Origin of the sequence: Clostridium sp., assembly GCF_051656525.1 — a bacterium.
Lineage (GTDB): Bacteria > Bacillota > Clostridia > Clostridiales > Clostridiaceae > Clostridium.
Genome location: NZ_JBOGCC010000278.1, coordinates 1 through 18572 on the forward strand (window position 1 = coordinate 1; position 18572 = coordinate 18572).

The window sequence follows — 18572 nt, forward strand, 5'->3', positions numbered from 1 at the left end:
TCGCCTTTGTTAATTGGTAGGCCATAGCAAGTACCCAGAATACGTGGCATTTCATCACGTGTTGCATAGGTATCTGCGGCAGAGAAACCAGATGCAATAACTGGCGTCTGACCTAAGAACAAATCTTTCAGGTCCACCCGGTTATATTTAATCTGGATTACGCCATAAAGGCCAGAACCATGACGTGGCTTGACTGTAGCCACGGTGTTATATCGTGCTGCATCTGGACCAGTGTTTGGATGTGGTGTAGTGATGTAGCAGTTTTGGGTCGTTAGTTCTGGAACTAAATCTGGGTTGTCCTTCTTGATGAGAGCGAATAAGATCTCATCTTCACGTTTGTTAAAATATTGCATTATGTGTCTCCAGGTTGGACTACATAGAAAATACAAGACTAGCTCTCCGAGAGGAGAGCTAGGGTGTTATTCAAGCAAACCTAGTGAAGGTAAATAGAATTCACTTTTTACTGCGTCGAGTTCGCTAGTGATAGCTGGAGTAACTCGAGAGAGATTATGCTTGTATGTAAGTGCGTATCCACGACGATCGATCTTAGAGTGCTCATCAAGTACGCCAACAATACGACCAGTGATTTCAAATCCCCAGTTGATAAAGTTAGCTAAGTTGATATTGCTATCGTCGTAGATTGTCGTTACGATCGTACTGCGCGGATGTCCTGAAACGATGTACTTAATCAACCGAGTCATCATGTCAAACTCGGTTTCATCAGTCATTGATGATATACCGATAATGTGAACGCGTGTTGCTTGGATACCAATTCGTGCCACGTTAAAGGTATTACCGCCACGGGGATCATATTGTATAATGTCACTAACCGACTCATATTGCGGAGTCGATCCCTTTTCCACTTCACGATACGATGCCTGCATAGCGCGTCCTTATATTTCTGTAAACGATTAGTACACGTAACCCGCCGCGTTTCTGCACGTGCATAACAACTCTAGCTCGACAGCCAGGCTCTTTAACAAACGGAATACGCTTAACCTTTTCCCTGAAACTATCAAAAGATGCAGGGTATTTGTTTTGCCTGATTGCCGTGAGCAATATTGACTTTAATAGTGTACGGTTAGACATATCTAAGTCAGCAGCCATACATGCTTTGGTTACGTCGAAGACTAAATCTAGTTCAGAGGTCGATTCCATAAGCTAATTTCACTATCGTCTTGATAATCTGTTCACGTGTAGCAACAGCATTATCCTGTTCGAATAACAATTCACCGCAACGTTTTGGAATGTTGACAGTGCGTCCCGAATAAAATCGGTACATGTAATCATTCATACATTTGATGAAGTGATAGCTCTCACGACGATCTGACTCAATAACATCCATTAACGAGATACAAATACCGCATCGTGCCACACCGGTTGTAATAGTAAACAAACCGTTGCTGGTTTCAAATTTACGGAGTTGACGCTTCGGTATTGTTTTAAGGATTTCATCCACAGTAACCTTTACCGGGATTCTACGATCTCCTTGGTACATTGATACTGAACGATCTTTCGCAACATGAAACTTAGGGAATGGGTTATTTCGTAAGATGTTTAACATAAGGATACATCCATGAACTAAGGGGGCGCGTGCCCCCTTAGTGTTAAGGTCTTCGACGAATGAATAGTTTGAACAGCATTGACAATAGCTCGTTGTCATTCAAACCATATTGCACGATGAGTACCGCGAGCAGTGGTGGGAATGTAACCGACAACTGTTCATAAGTAGGGATTGCTCCCGACTTGAAGTACTCAAATGCGAACATGCCACCTGCGAACGTGCTCCACAATACCACACAGAGGATAGTGATATCTAAAACACGCAAGCTGGATCGAAATGGTTTGGACTCAGTTAACCGTGCCCAATCCTTATACGACCCGATGGTATCATCCAGCGAGTGATTGAGGAACCGATCCAGTAGGGGCTGCTCCACCGCCTTTAACAACTCGTTTAGCTCGCGCCCGGTTGTTGTTGGCGGTAGCTCCTGTCCCAGCAGGATCTCCGCTATTTCCAGTACTGACCTTCCCGCCGGTACTGCGACTAAGCACTTTTCTAGAGCGCCGTCTAGTAACTCTTTTACTAGCATTTTTGCCTCGCTTTTTCTTGGTGGATTCTATAACATCACCGAGAATAGCACTTCGAAAATAGAAGTGGCATACAGCTGTCGCATCAATAGAGTGTTCGTCTGCCTCCGCTAATGCTTCATTTTTCTGCTTACCATCGTAAAAAGCATGGACCGCATCATGCATGTCATCCTTGGTGGTGTTGACGTGGGATACACCAATATAGTTCTTGACTCGAATTGGGTCTACGAACACGACCTTGATATTAGGGTCGTAATCCCAAACCACAGAACGAATCATTGTACGAACTTCGACCAGCGCTTCAAATGCAGTAACTTGACGTCTATTTAAGAACGGTGCTTCTGCTACAATTACTTCAGGTTTCCATTTCAACATCAACCTAAGTACTTCTGCTCGGATGAGCTCAATACGTAGGTCTCTCTCGCCGCGCACCACAATATACCGCTTGTTCTGAGATGGCTTGAATAGCTTCTTAGCATTCACGGTGTGTGTATGGATTACGGTGGATAACTTTTTATTACGGTCGATGTCCATGACCGAGACTCCAAACGTCGTGGAGCCAGGGTCAAAGCCCATCACACGCAACTTCGGTAACTTAGCCACGTCTCATTGTCTGCATTTGAGCAGATGGTATACCACTGTAGATCGGATATGGTGTTGTCTGTGCGACGTTCACATTCAGCTCCATTTTTTCGCTGTGGTCAGCAGCGTTACCATATTGGCTAATGTACATGTTAACCTGACAGCCGATGACTTCTTTATAGAAGATCTCAGAGGACCCTACAAAGCTCTCACCACGTGCTACAGTGTCAACACCAGAACACAAACACCATTCTGATACAACTGCTCCCAATGGCGTCTTATATTTAAGACGGGCCACGTTCATCAGTTCACCTAGGACAAACGCATCCAAAGTTACTAATGTTGTTGCTGAGGCATTTGCGTACTTGCCATCAGCGGTAATTACTTGGTCTACGTTATCGTAGTTGAAGTCTGGCAACGATGGTGGAATCGGATGCAGATCGGAATCAGTGTAGTTGTATTCAACTACGTTCTTAATACCGTCTTTTACCGTTGTCAGGAAATCAATAACCTTGACGCCAGATAGATCCACAACCATTGCGTAGTATGCGATCTTACGCACATCGCCAACTTGTTCAATACGTCGCAGACGGAACATATCACGTACAGACTCTGGCAAATCGTCATCCAGGTCACGTAATACGATTGGGTTAATGCCCCACGGTGCTGTATCTACTGGGCTGTGTGCTACAGGCATCATTGCCATAACGCCAGGGGCTACTTCAGAAGCCTTGTGGCCTTTGTTACCGAGCACAAGGTATCGCATGTGCGGAAATGCATTAGCATCCTCTGGACGCTGCCCAGCTAAGATTTCGAGGTGCTCATTAATAGTAGAACGCTCTTTATACTCAGGTGGAATACCTAAGCGACGGGCAACATCCATGTGAGACGCAGCTAGCGTATTTACTACTGCCGTTGGTCTAAATTCGGTCGCGTTACTCATTTACAATCTCCAAATGGAATCCATCGAGTACAGTATTGACGATCACGTCATTAAGATCGATGTCTTCCTCATATTGTACTTTGATAATACCTTCGTATAAAATACACCGGTTTGCTAGCTTGAGGCCAGACTGCAACGTAACACGTGAGTTAACGACATCCTCTTTACGCAATCGGAAACCGTATCGTTTCTCAATAGCATCAATTAAATCCCATCCGTGCAACACTACATCATTAGGTATGTCGAGTGGATACAGATTGGAATAAGATGTCATATCGTACTTATCGTAACGAATCGTCTCTGTACCGTAGTAGATACTAGCAGCCTTTGAATATAGAACTGCTTTGTATTTGAACGGTTCCGTTTCTGGTAATCGAACAACCTCGTCTCTTACCACATAAACGGTTTTATGGTTTATGATAGCGTCCGGGTTGTGTAGTTGTACTAGCTTATATAGATTGTCTTCTGGATAATTCATCACTAACCTCTGAATTTGAGATCTTCAAGACTCTTGATGGTTTTACGAGAAGGGGAAATCGGATCACGTACCACATACCGGTTAGAAACTTTCTCTAACTTGGCAAAGAACCCACGGAGCTGTTCAGCGCTTACGCACTTATCTAATTCCACAGGATCTAAATTGAGAATGAAACCATCTAAGGTATCGTCCTCAATGTAGTCGTATAGATCTTTCTCCTCGGAATACATCACCTCATAGTCACCACCGACCGCAATCATAGGTATCAATGCAGTTACTGTACCGACACTACTATTATCTACAGTGCCAGTAATATCCACGGTAGCTGTACCGCCAATACGGAACAGTTGCCACGGGTCAGTACCGCCAACACCTACTAGACAGTCTGCTGACGAGTATGTTCTTTTCTTGAGCTCGAAGATATCCAGTATTGGTACAATCGCATCAATCTCAGTTGCACTAGATGCTGTAACAGCACCAGCCTGCACATAAGCGTTCCCGCCTGTGATTGTTTGATCACCAATCAAATCATCGATAAACTGAACACGATAACTAGATAAACGTTTGAAACAGCTAATCATCTGACGCTGCAGTTCTTCTAAGCTGTACGTGTTCTTGTTTGACCAAGATGTACTAGCTTCGAATACAGTAACAGCTAAATCCATCCAAGTGTCTGGTGTGATATACTTAGCCTGTAGGCCAATTCGTGCAAAGAACTCATCGAATGTACGTTCACCTTCTCTGGACAAATCGCAGATAGCATTAGCGTAGGACATGTTCCATAGTGATTCACGCATGTCTTTGTTAGGGCCATAGTGTTCACCGTATGTCCACTGGTTACGATACTCCATGCTTTGAGTTACACGAGCTACGTAATCAGAGAAATCATCTTTACCACTAATTGGTTCTTCAATAACCACTGCAGTTCGGTCATAGAAGCTGATTTCATCACGCCAGTACCAACAAGCACGCCACGGTAATACTTGTTTATATTCTCCTTCACTAATCTGATAATGACGATTGAGGTTCATTGCACCAACCGGCAAAATCTTATCCATTGGGTTATTGTACACCACGGTATTCATCGCATACCAGTAAATGAGGAACATCTCACGCGCATCTAATCGCATAGTTTGTCCGTCTACCGGGTTTAGAATTTCAGCAGTCGTACTATATAAACCTACATGAGGTAAATATATCCAATGGTTGATAGCCACATCCATCTCTTTGATAGCTGCGACTGTTTCAGGATCTATCACTGCACACTCAACGATCTTAGTAGGCACAGTACTAACTTGGCTATCCGCCATTCTAGTTTCTGCTTCTGCTATATAGTGAGCTACTAGCTTATTGTTATCCGTAGCTGTTGGAATCTCACGGCGGACCACTGAATCAATCGGGTACGTATCAACAGTGTACGACAGTCCATCTGTGTTAAGGTTGATAGCTGTACGTGCGAACATACCTGTTGGAGAATATTCATCTTTCTCAATATCAGGGTCTACTTGAACTAACCGATAGCGGTACGCTGGGAGGTTGCGAAGTGTCAGGAGTTTCTCTACTAACCAATCGAATGTCTCGGTATGTCCGATATGTCGCTCGATCCAATTGATGTTAATATAGAAGAACAGACGCTGTTCATGTGTCATGAATGGCACGTAACGATCTAGTCTACTGTGCGATGCCAGATAGTTAGTAATGTGGTAGCTATGGGTTTCAGGTGTCTTGATACGAGAGTACCGATAAGACATGATGTGTTTAACGAGATGCATTTTCATAGATGCTATCTGCACCTGAAGAAACATATCGTTTGTTGTTGTGTATGCAACACGGAAGTTACGGTGAATAAACTTTGATATAAAACTGCTTATTTCGTAACGGATGTTGTGTTCTTGTGGTTCAATATACCGCGTATCTAACCACAGTACATCGCCTTCTTTAGCTTTAGAGCTAATATGGAAAGGAACTGGATTGATAATCCCACGAATCAACATTGATTGACTTGGGTATTTGCTAATGAGCTCCCGAATATGGATTGGCTCGTCACGGTAAGTTTGTAAGGTCTTTTTATGTTTAGCTAAGACCTCTTTAGTGAAAGGAATTTCCGTATGGGTATCCATTGATGTAATTACAATGTCTGGATCAGTCCAATGATAATCCCCGTTTAAGTGTTTAAAGTATTTCCATTCGCGTTTATCGCGAGACGGTATAATACCGTTTTGGATATCTTGGCTATTAGCTAATTCAGCAGCCAACGATGAATAGAAAACAACACTTCTACTTAGCTCTATATTGCTTTCTAAATAAATGCGGTATAAAGCATCCATAATTAACTACCTTGGGAGTCAAGATGAAAGCCGGAACGAAGAAATGGCATCGTAAGAGTCGCGTTACTAAAAAAGACGCACTCATGAACAAGTTCGTGCCTAATGGGTACGGTAATACGAAAGCTACCGCAACTAACAACGTTAATTCCGACATCAAGAATGGGTTAAATGCACAGGAAATCATCCCATTTGTTCGGGACAACGTACAGCGTGCTCGTGACGCTCGGGATATCTACAATATTTCCCCGGATTTGAAATACGCTGCTGCCATGGGCACAGCTATGATTCTATCTACAGATGATTTGATTACCGTATCTGTCATCTATGAATCCTCCAGTAATAATCTGTCTCTGGAAATGCGTTCTCGCTTAGCTGCTGCCGTAAACAACCATATGCGGTCACACGTTAAGCTTAATGACAAGCTATACGATATCGTATATAACATGCGATTCGTTTATGGTAGTTACCCTATTGTGGTTCTGCCTGAGGCTAGTGTCAATGACATCATTAATGGTGACATTACAGCTGGTAAGCTCGGTCACGAATCACGTAGCGACAAAGATAAGCTACCTCCAATAACTATCAAGAATTTAGGTATTCTGGGTAGTCCTAACGATGCTCCTTCACGGATAGGTATCGAATCGTATTTTGTTCGCCGCAGTGCAAGCAGAAATGCTGAGGACTGGTCGATTAGAAACACAGTGCATATCCCAGAAGTTAACATCGATGAACTGAACGTTAACCTTGATTTCAGTATCACTGATAACATTCAGGTATTGCGCTTACCAGAAATCAAACGACAGTATGATTCTGCAAACGTTTCCAGTTATCTGGGTAATGAAAACTACACCATCCCACGTGCTGCTGATTATTGGGATAAGATCGAAGAAGAGAAACCTGACGTAGATCTCTTTACAAGTAAGACTTTCAAGTATCAGCACATCGTTGCTATGAAAGCTGCTAACATGACATCACGTCCATCGGTAGATCACCCTATGCTGTGGGACTTACCGGCTGCCTCAGTTACTCTGGTGCATAGTCCGGGTACATTCCTTAAACCGATTGGTGCTATTGTATTGTTGGATGAACTCGGATATCCAATTTCTGAGAACAACCACCATACAATGATTCTAAACAATCACATTAGTCGTAACATGACTTCTGTGAACATCGATGCTGTGGCTAAAGCAACAGGTGTTGCTAAGAACCGTGTATATAGCTGGACTGAACGTCGTTTAGCTGAGCTGACACGTGATATGGTTACTGCTAAGTTCGTTAACTCGATTAAGAACGGTAACTACGGTCACGACAATATTCAGTTAGCCGATAACGATAGCTTCATTCGCACAATGATGGCAGCAAGCTTAAGTAATAAGCGTACGCAGCTGTTGTTCATCCCGGCTGAGCAGTTAACATACTTCGCAACCGAGTATGATGAAAACGGTATCGGTATCTCTGTAATTGAATCTGCTAAGATTCTGGCAAGTATGTGTATTGGTAACAAGTTCGCCAGTATGCATGCTGCTATTAACAACGCGCGTGCTATTACAACTGCCTCCATTCGTCTTGACCCGGATGAGCTTGACCCAGAAGCAAAGATTGAGCGTCATCGTGATATCCTTGCGTCATCTGTTAGCCAGCCGATCCCTATCACTGGTTCTGCAGAAGACTGGAACAAACACATTGCTAACCGTGGCGTAGTAATCAACATTGAGGGTAACGAACATTACCCATCTACTACGATGGATATTAAGACTGAAACAAGTCGTTATGAATATCCAGACGAGAGCATCGCATTAGAGCTCAAGAAAGACCTGTATACCGCAATGGGTACAAACCCGTCTGTGATTATGGATGGTGGTCCGGTTGAGACAGCTACTGAAGTAACTGTAAAGGATTTGCATGCTGCTAAGTTAGCAATGACTGAACAGAGCAAGCTATCTCCGCAGCTTACACATCTGGTCAAGAGCTACATCTATAGTGACCCATTGTTACTTGATGAATTAGCTAAGATTGTTGAAGAAGTTATCAACGAACGTGTGAGCGCTAAGCGTTTAGGTAAGACACGTCTTCGTGAAGCTGAAGCTAAGGAAGAGTTAGAGAAAAGTAAAGAGGAGGAGGGCGATCAGCCAATTGAAAACAGTGCGCCAGCACCAGAAGGTGAAGCTCCAACTAATCCTGATAGTGTTGCGCCTGAAGGCAGTACTGAAAAGGCCATTGAAGATAGTGCGGATGATCAAAACGAAGACCAGTTCGTATTTGAGAGCTACAGCTCTAAATCTATCAAGCGTCGTCGCCTAGGTTTAGAAAGCTTCGTTGACTTCTACGCTAAAGCGGATAAGATGACTCCAGATTCCTTGGAAGAATTAAATACGCCAAGCGCTATCCGTAAAATCCTGTCTGAGTTTATCTCTACATTGACAGTTTCATTGCCTGGCCCTGAAAACGCCAAGATTGAATCTGCTATGGATCAGCTTAACTCACGCTTCGAACACTTCTCTAAAGTTGCTGAATGGTGCTGGCCTGATGGCACGTTCCCTGATGAATCTATGCTTCAAGGTAAAGAGACTGCTCTGCGTAACTCTTGGGTGTCTTATGAGATGGTCAACTATATCCGTTCGCGTGATTTGTTCCCATCGTTAACTAAGATTGTTGATTACGACATTGAAAATGATTCGCTGAAAGAACTGATTGACGATATCGTTAAACGTCAGATTGGTGCGATGACTATCATGAAGAACATTAACGATCGTGCATCATCACACTCCGAGACACTGGAACTTAATAACGACGATGGTAGTTCTGGCAGTGATACCACTACTGATAATAATGACGGTGGTGATACTTGGGATAGTGAACAAACTGAGGGTGGTGGTGAAGACCCAGATAGCTTCGACTTTGATGCTGACTTGAGTGGTGATGATAATCCACCAGCTAGCGATGAACCAGCTGGAGGCGATAATGCTGAAGGTGGTGATGCTAGTGATGAAGGTGGCGACCAGTTCAAGTTCTAATTACTACAAAGGCAAAAAAAAACAGGGAGCCCCGCAAGGGGCTCTCTGCTATTAACGTAACTGCATTATCGTTTTCACGATATAGCCGTTCAGCGTTAGCGCTATTTGTTCAACACCGCCGATTACTACGATGGTAACTAAATCCATTCGTAACAGACGCTCGTAATGTGCGATTGAACAATTAATTATAGGTACTGGCTTATCACCAATGTCCATCAGTTCATTATCATAACCAATGGTCATGGCAATGCAGAATAAGTTGCTATAGCAAGGCGAAAACATTGTCACGCCCGCTGATAGCAGCGGTACCTTGTTACGCATAAACTCTTCAAACATCGGACGATATGGGTGTTCCATATTACAGTCCATAGCGTAACGCAAAGCGTAATGCGGATACTTTACGTCGATGGTGTTACATAGTTCATTATGCAGAGCAGCATACCCATTGTCTGGCGTGCAATACGCCAGATTGACTTCGCATAGTTTCTCATAATGCAATTTGTTAAATGGGTACACGGTGTCCTTAGACACCTCCATAAAGGCTTTATACATTTCGTAAGTAATCATCACAAATCTCCATTAAAACATATTGATGTATTCGGTTGAAGCGCCTACTGCGCTTAATCGCTGTATCGCTTCCGTACGGCCGAATACCCGGAAGCTATTGTATTGCATCAATGCTTCATTGGCTTTCGCCTGAAGCGCTCTGCATTCCATTTCGTGCATGTCTAAATATAGACGTACTATCTCACGATCAATAAAGACCTCGTCATTTGGACCGGCCTTCAGGAAGTCATTAGCATACATGACTTCAATTGGGATTCCCGCCCAGTATGCGGCGTACATTTTATCATAGTTGGCAATGTTGCCAACGTACTGGTCGAATCCCTCATCATAGCGGCGCGTGGCCGACTCTACGTAACCACGATTAATCGTGATGTTACCATCAAGCTCAGATTTGATTACTAGCTCAACTTCGCCGATTGTGGCGATGTTTAAAATGGTCCACGACATACCATTAGCTAATCCACGCAGGGTTTTAATCTGTTCTGCGTCGAATTGGTTTACTAGTGACATATCGAAAGCTTTAGCGATGGTAGAATAGATATAAGCACGGATCATTGTTCACTCCAAGATAATAACAACAAAAGTTTATTCAATAGGTTCACCAAGATAATATATGTCTGAAATAGATTTCATTGAATTAGGACAAAAAAAAAAGAGAGGGGCTCCTAGGAGCCCTCAGTTTATGGTTTTGCCGTATTGCTCACGATACGCGTCTAATGCTGACAGCGGTGCCGTAGATCTTGTCTTCGGTTGACCAACTCTAAACATCATCCATATCATTGTACGGTATTTCTCTACCCGAGCTTTATCAGCACCACAGTTCTCTAAACTAGCCAGGAACGGTTCTAAACTGTGTGGGTCAAATCCTACTGTTTTGATGATGTCTCCGACCACGCCTAAGTGTTCATCGAAATCATGTGTTTTGTTTATCATTGTAGCTATCTCGTATGCAGATGCTACAAAATTCTGTGATCTCATAACTGCCTCCTCATTGGTAGAGGCTATAGATGGGAGCCGAAGCCCCCACCTATTAGTTAATTAGATTTCACGCATTGTGACCAGGCCACCGGCTTCTGGGTCGATACAGCTGGCTACGTAGAAGTTACGCAGACCATCAACGAATACCGCATCGGTCAATCCTTTGCGCTTCTTAAGCACCGACGCAACCATCTCGTAAACTTTTGGCGCGTTCTTATAGTTCATTACGCACATGCCCTTGTTATCGACAGACAAACGTACGTTGTTGCATACCATCGGATCGTAGGTATACAGAACCTGCACTTCGCGACTAATGACAACACGTGTCAGAAGTTTGTCGACTTGCACGGCGGTGAACTTGAAGTTATCGCGGAAGTATTTGATGTTGAGACGGCGATATTCAGCAATAACATGAGCTGCTTCATCAGTCATTGCGTCCGTTGCTTCCTTGTAGTCATCTACGAAGGAATCGATTTGGAATCCGGCATCAATCATAACCAGAAGCTGATTGTAGCTTGTGGTCAGCATAAGCTCGAACTCTGATGCGAAGTGACGCAGTACAGCATCACCTTTATTAACTTGCATGTAGTCTTTCAGCGCAGAAATCATTCGATGCGCTGAATCCCAGTCTGTCGGAAGTTGATGGGCATCACCGCGCTTGTTAAGGATTACGTCCATAACAGAGTTGTCGATGGTATGACCATTCTCCAGATTTACGCTGGCAGTAACGATGTCTCCTTTGTCCGCAAGGGTATCCAGTGCTACTACTGTAAGATCAGTGTAGTTAACCAGGTCGCTGCGAATACGTTCGGCTTCGATATTGCCTGCATCAACAAACGTGTAATGCGATTGCTTGGAGAAAATCTCCTCTTCCTCTTTTGTTGCCGGGATACTCACAATCGGTGACTTATCAAGGCCATAACGAGCACGGTTGCCGTAACGAGCATCACGGTCCAACTCATGCATCATATACTCTTCCACTTTGACTGCCTCTTTATCTTTCATCACCATGTCGATGTCTGTAGCCATGCCTAAGCCGGCATCATCAACGCCACCAATCACAGGTTCCGGTTGTGTATTGGTGAATGCCTCGAATTCTTCACGTTTATCCAGGAAGTTTTCGAATTCTTCTTTCAGATCCATGAATTCACGGATCGATACAATGTTGTCTTTGATAAATGCTAATGTAGAGATGTCGATGTCACGCATCTCACGCAATAACATTTGGTCAGCGCTGCTTACCTGCGGCTCGCTTGCTGGACCACGACGGTCATAGCTGCGTGGGCGCTCTTGCTCAGAGTTACGCTCACGTCCAGTACGACGGTTAGCGCTGGCCTCGCTGCGCGTATCGTTACGATTACGGCGAGCAGAGTCACGGTCTTCGCGACGACGCTCATTACGGTCACGATTGCGATCGCGTTCACGGTCGCGGTCATAGCCACGGCTATCACGACGGTCACGGCGGTCGTCCCGACGATCACGGCTATCACGGCTATCACGACGGTCACGGCGGTCGTCCCGACGATCACGACCGCGGTCATCGCGACGCCCACGGTCATCGCGGCGATCGTCATCGCGTGCACGGTCTACTTTGCCGAGGATACGCTCATATGCACGCAGGCCATCGCGCAAGATATCTGCTGTCTTGTCTGGAAGTTCGCGGATTTCGCCATCAGTAAAATAGCGGTCGATAACTGCCGCAATAACTGCACCAGTACAGTCTTCCACTGTTTCACGGTCAACACGACCATCGCGGATTAAGCGACGATCATAATCGGCAACCACCGCGAAGTCTTCAACGATATCATCGGCGATTTCTTCAGCAGTACGCTCGTTACGGAGCATGCGATACGCATCATCAATATAACGGTTACGGTCAGCTGCTTCGCGCAGTTCTTTCTGTACTGCGTCTTTAAAATCTTCTAAGTCACGAGAGTCCATTTAAAATCCTTTAGCGTCCAGATCAGTCTGAACCTTGTTTGCGTCTTCAATCATTTCTTTAGCTACGTACACACGACCATCGGCATCGATGGGGCAATACGGGCTAATACGAGTTGTACCATATGGTCCCGACTTCGGCAACCAATTAACACAGCCAATTATCATGAACGTGCTGTGCAGTTGTTTAGTTGGATCGGTAAGACTAACAGTACCACCGCTACGTCCAGGCTGCTTCTTAGCTTCTGTTTGATCAATACAGTTCGCAGTTGCAGACAGATATAGGTTATCGGATGCGGTCATGTATGAAGAAACTTCACCATGTCCAGTGTTCATCTTAGTAACAACATCAATACCAATACCACGGTCGATGAGTTGTTTCACCTGACGTGTTGGGATTGGATATCCACGATCCTTTCTTGCCTGACGTACCAACGTGTACATCGTATCGAAGATAGCCTCACGTAAATCACGGAGAATATATTCGATTGGTGAAATGTATCTCCCACTCAAGTTTGCAATGTCACGCGTTTCTGTGGAGGTTTTGCGTGTCATGCTTACAATAATGAAGTACAAGAATTCATAGATGTCGTCTGCGTCAATATCAACGCTATACAGTTCACTGCGGAACTTCTCATCCATAAATCTTTCGATGGAGGTAAGGTGCGTCTGCATCTCTTCCAAGATGTGCGCTAATGTACGCGTGTTACTACGGCCATAAATCATATACCCTAGCATAATCTGCCAGCGTTCTAACTTATCGGCTTCTTCAACGTACATCTGGTCCTGTTCGTAAGATGCGATATACAAAGTACCGCCTAACAAGACCTTAGTCTCCAGCGTGAGGGCGCTGTGTGGAACAACCAAAGCGATACGACAACTAGAACGTGCATTCTTTGGAATCGCACGGCACACGGCAAACTTCTCGTGGTCAATATCTGCAAGCGCAGGATCGTCACTAGCATAAATGCTAATGTCGCAGTCGGCGAAGCGCTTAAATACTTCAGTGACGCCATACTTAGCTAAAAGCCAGCCAACGATAACCGGCTTAAAGCTGCGTTTAGACGTTTTGGAATGGAGGTTTGTTGCAGTTGGAATCAGAACGTGTTCGATCTTACCATTGATCTCGTACTCGCCAGTCATTGACTCAAATGTAACTTTGTGTCGAGGGAATTCCACAAAGAAACCATTTGGCGTACGGGATATGCCACGCGACTTCATTACGTTAGATACACTATACTGCGAATCGCGGATCTGTATCATATTACCGCGATCCAAGAAAGGAATCGCGATAGGTCGTTCAAAGGTGTCTCCGTTATTTTCGAAGATCGCCTTGACGATATACGTAGAAGTCTTGGAGATATCTAGTCCTGCCTTTCGGGAGAACACGGTTTTTATTCGATCGGTACGGAGTTTGTGTTCCTCCAACGGAGTTATTCTTTGTAACCGTAAATACTTGAATTTGTCCGGCAATCCCTCGCCGTCATATTCGCCTGTGCGTGTAAAAGCACCACGCAGATAGGAGTTGACCGTGCGTTCAATACCACCAGATTTAGACTGATTGTATGCGATTCCTTCACATATCACGTCGTTCATCTTAGGCAACCGCTCATGGAGCAGTTTAAGCGCATCCCTCATCATGTCATCATTTCCATTATTTTAGTAACGGCAGAAACAGTAGAAGAAACAGCTTTTGTCCCTTCATTGACCATTGCATTGGTATGCTTCAGGTCTGCAATCTCTGTTGTGCGTACTGCATCATTAGCTTTCTCCATGCCACCTAACAAGTCTCCAAGGCGCTTAGTTAAATCTTTGCTAACCGAGGATCTGTATTTAACAGCAGAATCCATGCTGCCATTATACAAGTCACTAAAAGAAGGTTCCGCGTAACTGTCATCTATCGTGACATCCTGCGTATGTTGATTGTCTGTATATTCCACTGACCGTTCTTCTAATAGTGTCGTAGACTCTACAATCTCGTCATCAACTATTCTAACTTGTACTAGTGTAGCTGGCGTATCTGATCTTACGACTGGTAATGTCTGCCTCCTGCCACAGATATTGACAATACCATATCTCATACCAGTATCGGCCGTGATATAATAGCTGGTGCCGTATTTTGAAACAACATCTTGGTTTACCGATCTAAGTTCCCATAGGGTTGATTCCGAACTGTGGTCCGGGATTCCCTCATCTGGATCTAGAGACAACATAATATCTAGATCTTCGATGTAAAAGTCTTTTCCTCCCTTTTCTTGCAATTCATCTAATGTGACTTTATACATTAGACGCAGGCTCGTACCGTCATTCTCTCTCGGCTGACGTTGAGCAATCAAATAAGTGTTGTCGCGAGTCTTTGCTGCTAATTGGTTTAGTTGCGCCTTTCCCTGACAACGATATTCTGTCGTTATTACTAAAGAGCCATCCGCGGCACCTCTAGTTTTTGGTGGCAGAACAACGTTGACCCCATTTCGTTGTTTTACGCCGACTTTAATTCCGAGGCGGTTGTCAATGTATATGGATGATTGAAAACTACCTCGTTCATCAATCCGATCCACTACAACGCTGGCGGGAGTAACTTTCTTAATACTCATTCGCCTTCCTCCACCTAGATAATATATGTCTATAGCGTTTTATAACAGAGGTCTTTACATAGATAAGAACAAAAAGGAAAAAATAACAGGAGGGGCCGAAGCCCCTCCTGATTTATTATCGTAATAGCGATTAAGCTACTTTGATGTCTTCTTTCACAACTGCGTCTTTCAACGGAGTCTGTACATGTACGCCGATAGACGGAGCGCCGGTCAGGTACTTGTGCATGTTCACAACGTCGAAGCGACCCAGGATTGGGGTGTTAACAACGTGTTCGCAACGTGGCTGAACAGTCAGCTCGTCAGCGATACGGTTGTCACGAGACATTGAAGTAGTTACAACCAGCTCAGGGATCCACAGGAACGCACCGAAGTGCAGAGCGCTGAAGCCTTCTGGAGTGGTTGCGAAGTACCAGCGAATGGTATCAACGAAACGATCGTCGTAGGTGTAGTCGATGTAGAACTCGAAGCCTTCACCCAGGGTACGCTGGTCGCCAGTCTGCCACAACCAGTTGTGGATTACTGGGTCAGTCAGAATACCAACCTTCGGCTTGGATACTGCGTACTTGGTGTAAGCTTGCAGCGCAGGGCCCATACGAGAGTCACGGAACGCACGAGTTACTTGGTCACGCAGCTGAACCAGCAGTGCGGAACGCAGTTCACCGGCAACGTCAGAGGATTGCAGTGCAGAGGTTTGAGCATCGGCATCGAATACTTTACGCTCGTACCATGGGTGCACGTACCAGCGACCAACACCTTCGATGTTAGCAACTTCGTACTTGTTGGTGTGACCCTTGTACACTTCTTCCAGAGTTTCTTCGTAGTTCAGCAGCTTGGTGCCGGCGTTCGCGTTGTTACGCAGACGCGCGCCCAGGATCAGGTTGGCAACTTGATCTTCTTCAGCAGCTACTTGGCCATTGACTGGCTTCTGCATGGTGATTGGAGATTGCAGAGTAGTCTTCAGACGCTCTACTTCTTTCTGGTTGTCCAGCAGAGTACCACGGCTACGACGGTTTGCGTTTGACAGGGTGTTGTCGTAGTTGTAGGAGTGCAGACGCAGTTTGAAGGTATCCAGTACAGTCTTACCTTCGCCTTCGGTCATGGACAGCTCTTGGCCATCTTTGTCTTTAATAGACAGGATGGTCAGTTTACCGTCTGCTTCTTTCTCCCAGCCGTCTTGCAGGTTAACTTCTGCGTTGATACGGACAGTGAAGGATACACGGTATTCGCTGTTCAGCAGTTCTGCCAGTGCAGGGATCGCGTTACCAGCTACGGAAGGCTTGTCACCACCGAAACCAAACTTGGCATCGCGGAATTGCAGCAGCATTGTACGCGCGTTACCTTCCTGAGCCAGCTGGAATGCAGACTTCGGCAGGTTAACGGTTGGGAACTGCATCAGCACGCCTTCGTGCTTGTCTTGGTTCTGTTCTGGAGTAGATACCAGAATGAAGATTTCGCGCAGACGGAAACGTGGATCGAATTCGTCGGTTTCATCGCGAGATTGAGAACCGGTTGAACCAGGGTGCGCCGACAGGCTCAGCAGTGGCTTAGGCTCGGTACCGAACAGCAGTGGGTTGGTACGAACGGTATGGCTGTCGCTGATTGGGAAGCTTGGCTCTTTCAGTGATTCAGGTACGAAGAATTCACGGTAATCACCGTTCTTATCTTCTTTGAAGTACGGATAGAACTTGATGGTGTTGTCAGCGAACACAGTTGGGTCAGACACTGCATCCAGAACGTTACGACGAACGAACGGAGCGTTGTCTTTCTTGTTCATTGCATGGCGAACCTGCTGGTGCACATACAGGATGTTGATATCCACTTCCATACCGATATCGGATGGGTCCAGGGATACAGTAGGGAACATGTGCTCCCACTCGTCGTTCTGACGGGCGGCTTGCAGGTTGAACTCTACAGAAGCACCAACGTGCTTGTCCAGGTTTACTTCGTTGTTGAAGTATTCCAGACCCAGGGAAGAGGTGCCGTGGCGGCCGTAGCCGATCTGTGCAGAATCACGAACGCCTTCACGCGCTTGACCAACGTTTGCAATTGCAGCATTGTGGTAATTGGAGATCGCTTCGAAGCCCAGAGAGCCGATACCCAGAATAGTTGCAGCAGCTTGCATCTGTGCTTTGGACAGATCAGTGCCGAAACCGGTGTCATTGCTGCTGCCGTAAATTTGGGCAACGGTTGTTTCCAGAGCATCACGTGAGCTGTCACGCACCGCTTCGCGGCTGGTCCAGTTTTCAAAACCCAACTTCAGACTTTTTGAAGTGTTGTTATTCGTTGCTTGTGCATCGAATAACTCAATACGGGCTTTGGTTTTTTCCGTTTGATTGTCATCGGTGGAATGGCGAGCCATAATCGATCCTTACACTAATAAATTAAAATTAACACAGTCTTGTCGACAAAAAAGTGTTGGGGTTGATAGACTAAATACTGCTTACATACAAAGAGAGCAGTGTCTCGTTCTGGTTTGCAAAACTGGCGTGATCTAAACGACCAGTGTGAATACTTTGCTGGTTATATGCAGCTTGCAAAATACTCCTCATAAGGAAAGCAAATTTTCTTTGCGTTTCTTTACTCGTTTCAGGAGTATCGCTCTCGATATCCGATGGAGCGCTATCTCCGTGGACCACGATAATCGGCGTCAAGTGGACTGGGAAAATTTCGAACTGCATGTCCATAGCGCGAGTGGCGTTTATGTCCAAATGAAGTAGTTCAAATTCGAGTACTTCTGCATTGGCTCGAATCGCGTAATTTACGTCAGCATTATTAGCTGGCCAATTATCTTTAAACAGGATGTCTTTTGCTTTGGAGTTACGTTCTAAAACTTTCTTAGCTAACTCCGAACCCTGAGCATATTCGTGACAGTCAGAGATATCACCTGTGCTCACCAAGAATTTAGCAAAATCCAATTGAGCTTTAACATAGCTAACGAGATCGTGCGAATTATGAAAGATGTCGCTGATTGGGTTTTCGATAAGTGTTTTGTGAAGAGTCTCGTTATTACAGTCGAGACTTTCTTTCACCCATTTTGGTACATATATTACTCTTGCCATCTAA

16 protein-coding genes are annotated in these 18572 nt (G+C 45.0%); 1 reads left to right on the forward strand and 15 read right to left on the reverse strand.

Features of this window, described 5'->3' with window-relative positions:
* From ACRDDY_RS13635 to ACRDDY_RS13665, 7 genes are all read right to left on the reverse strand, one after another.
* On the reverse strand, positions 1 to 353 hold a 353-nt coding region (locus ACRDDY_RS13635; RefSeq protein ID WP_438565491.1), incomplete at its 3' end, for a hypothetical protein.
* Between the two features lie 66 nt (positions 354 to 419).
* Positions 420 to 884 (reverse strand): hypothetical protein, encoded by a 465-nt coding sequence (locus ACRDDY_RS13640; RefSeq protein ID WP_438565492.1) that lies wholly within the window; start codon positions 882 to 884, stop codon positions 420 to 422.
* A gap of 257 nt (positions 885 to 1141) precedes the next feature.
* A complete protein-coding gene (locus ACRDDY_RS13645; protein ID WP_438565493.1) occupies positions 1142 to 1564 on the reverse strand; it encodes a hypothetical protein in 423 nt (140 codons plus the stop codon).
* 326 nt (positions 1565 to 1890) lie between these two features.
* Positions 1891 to 2622: a hypothetical protein gene (locus ACRDDY_RS13650; protein ID WP_438565494.1), complete on the reverse strand. Its 732-nt coding sequence runs from the start codon at positions 2620 to 2622 to the stop codon at positions 1891 to 1893.
* Positions 2623 to 2683: 61 nt separating this feature from the next.
* Entirely contained in the window at positions 2684 to 3613 is a 930-nt protein-coding gene (locus tag ACRDDY_RS13655) for a DUF7208 family protein (RefSeq protein WP_438565495.1), read from the reverse strand.
* Positions 3606 to 4091 (reverse strand): hypothetical protein, encoded by a 486-nt coding sequence (locus tag ACRDDY_RS13660; RefSeq protein ID WP_438565496.1) that lies wholly within the window; start codon positions 4089 to 4091, stop codon positions 3606 to 3608. The genes ACRDDY_RS13655 and ACRDDY_RS13660 overlap by 8 nt, the downstream gene beginning before the upstream one ends.
* A 2-nt stretch (positions 4092 to 4093) precedes the next feature.
* Positions 4094 to 6418: a hypothetical protein gene (locus ACRDDY_RS13665; protein ID WP_438565497.1), complete on the reverse strand. Its 2325-nt coding sequence runs from the start codon at positions 6416 to 6418 to the stop codon at positions 4094 to 4096.
* Positions 6419 to 6441: 23 nt separating this feature from the next.
* On the opposite strand from ACRDDY_RS13665, the gene ACRDDY_RS13670 reads away from it, so the two are divergent.
* Positions 6442 to 9432 (forward strand): hypothetical protein, encoded by a 2991-nt coding sequence (locus tag ACRDDY_RS13670; protein ID WP_438565498.1) that lies wholly within the window; start codon positions 6442 to 6444, stop codon positions 9430 to 9432.
* 51 nt (positions 9433 to 9483) lie between these two features.
* Here ACRDDY_RS13670 and ACRDDY_RS13675 read toward each other — a convergent pair whose 3' ends face one another.
* From ACRDDY_RS13675 to ACRDDY_RS13710, 8 genes are all read right to left on the reverse strand, one after another.
* On the reverse strand, positions 9484 to 9999 hold the full coding sequence (locus ACRDDY_RS13675; RefSeq protein WP_438565499.1) for a hypothetical protein: 516 nt from the start codon (positions 9997 to 9999) through the stop codon (positions 9484 to 9486).
* A 12-nt stretch (positions 10000 to 10011) separates the two neighbouring features.
* Positions 10012 to 10554 (reverse strand): hypothetical protein, encoded by a 543-nt coding sequence (locus tag ACRDDY_RS13680; RefSeq protein WP_438565500.1) that lies wholly within the window; start codon positions 10552 to 10554, stop codon positions 10012 to 10014.
* Between the two features lie 120 nt (positions 10555 to 10674).
* Positions 10675 to 10977 (reverse strand): hypothetical protein, encoded by a 303-nt coding sequence (locus ACRDDY_RS13685; protein WP_438565501.1) that lies wholly within the window; start codon positions 10975 to 10977, stop codon positions 10675 to 10677.
* A gap of 60 nt (positions 10978 to 11037) precedes the next feature.
* Positions 11038 to 12918 (reverse strand): hypothetical protein, encoded by a 1881-nt coding sequence (locus ACRDDY_RS13690; protein WP_438565502.1) that lies wholly within the window; start codon positions 12916 to 12918, stop codon positions 11038 to 11040.
* On the reverse strand, positions 12919 to 14556 hold the full coding sequence (locus ACRDDY_RS13695; protein WP_438565503.1) for a hypothetical protein: 1638 nt from the start codon (positions 14554 to 14556) through the stop codon (positions 12919 to 12921).
* Complete coding sequence (locus ACRDDY_RS13700) at positions 14553 to 15509, reverse strand: hypothetical protein (RefSeq protein ID WP_438565504.1); 957 nt, start codon at positions 15507 to 15509, stop codon at positions 14553 to 14555. Before ACRDDY_RS13700 ends, ACRDDY_RS13695 begins: the two co-directional genes overlap by 4 nt.
* 130 nt (positions 15510 to 15639) lie before the next feature.
* Entirely contained in the window at positions 15640 to 17868 is a 2229-nt protein-coding gene (locus ACRDDY_RS13705; RefSeq protein ID WP_438565505.1) for a hypothetical protein, read from the reverse strand.
* A gap of 70 nt (positions 17869 to 17938) precedes the next feature.
* Positions 17939 to 18568 (reverse strand): hypothetical protein, encoded by a 630-nt coding sequence (locus ACRDDY_RS13710; RefSeq protein ID WP_438565506.1) that lies wholly within the window; start codon positions 18566 to 18568, stop codon positions 17939 to 17941.
* Positions 18569 to 18572: the final 4 nt, after the last annotated feature.

Excerpts from the sequence above, each read along its gene's own strand:
- ACRDDY_RS13700 (WP_438565504.1), bottom strand. The coding sequence starts at position 15,509 with ATGAGTATTAAGAAAGTTACTCCCGCCAGCGTTGTAGTGGATCGGATT.
- ACRDDY_RS13695 (WP_438565503.1), bottom strand. The coding sequence starts at position 14,556 with ATGATGAGGGATGCGCTTAAACTGCTCCATGAGCGGTTGCCTAAGATG.
- ACRDDY_RS13640 (WP_438565492.1), bottom strand. The coding sequence starts at position 884 with ATGCAGGCATCGTATCGTGAAGTGGAAAAGGGATCGACTCCGCAATAT.
- ACRDDY_RS13680 (WP_438565500.1), bottom strand. The coding sequence starts at position 10,554 with ATGATCCGTGCTTATATCTATTCTACCATCGCTAAAGCTTTCGATATG.
- ACRDDY_RS13710 (WP_438565506.1), bottom strand. The coding sequence starts at position 18,568 with ATGGCAAGAGTAATATATGTACCAAAATGGGTGAAAGAAAGTCTCGAC.
- ACRDDY_RS13675 (WP_438565499.1), bottom strand. The coding sequence starts at position 9,999 with ATGATTACTTACGAAATGTATAAAGCCTTTATGGAGGTGTCTAAGGAC.
- ACRDDY_RS13665 (WP_438565497.1), bottom strand. The coding sequence starts at position 6,418 with ATGGATGCTTTATACCGCATTTATTTAGAAAGCAATATAGAGCTAAGT.
- ACRDDY_RS13655 (WP_438565495.1), bottom strand. The coding sequence starts at position 3,613 with ATGAGTAACGCGACCGAATTTAGACCAACGGCAGTAGTAAATACGCTA.
- ACRDDY_RS13705 (WP_438565505.1), bottom strand. The coding sequence starts at position 17,868 with ATGGCTCGCCATTCCACCGATGACAATCAAACGGAAAAAACCAAAGCC.
- ACRDDY_RS13670 (WP_438565498.1), top strand. The coding sequence starts at position 6,442 with ATGAAAGCCGGAACGAAGAAATGGCATCGTAAGAGTCGCGTTACTAAA.
- ACRDDY_RS13645 (WP_438565493.1), bottom strand. The coding sequence starts at position 1,564 with ATGTTAAACATCTTACGAAATAACCCATTCCCTAAGTTTCATGTTGCG.
- ACRDDY_RS13660 (WP_438565496.1), bottom strand. The coding sequence starts at position 4,091 with ATGAATTATCCAGAAGACAATCTATATAAGCTAGTACAACTACACAAC.
- ACRDDY_RS13690 (WP_438565502.1), bottom strand. The coding sequence starts at position 12,918 with ATGGACTCTCGTGACTTAGAAGATTTTAAAGACGCAGTACAGAAAGAA.
- ACRDDY_RS13685 (WP_438565501.1), bottom strand. The coding sequence starts at position 10,977 with ATGAGATCACAGAATTTTGTAGCATCTGCATACGAGATAGCTACAATG.
- ACRDDY_RS13650 (WP_438565494.1), bottom strand. The coding sequence starts at position 2,622 with ATGGACATCGACCGTAATAAAAAGTTATCCACCGTAATCCATACACAC.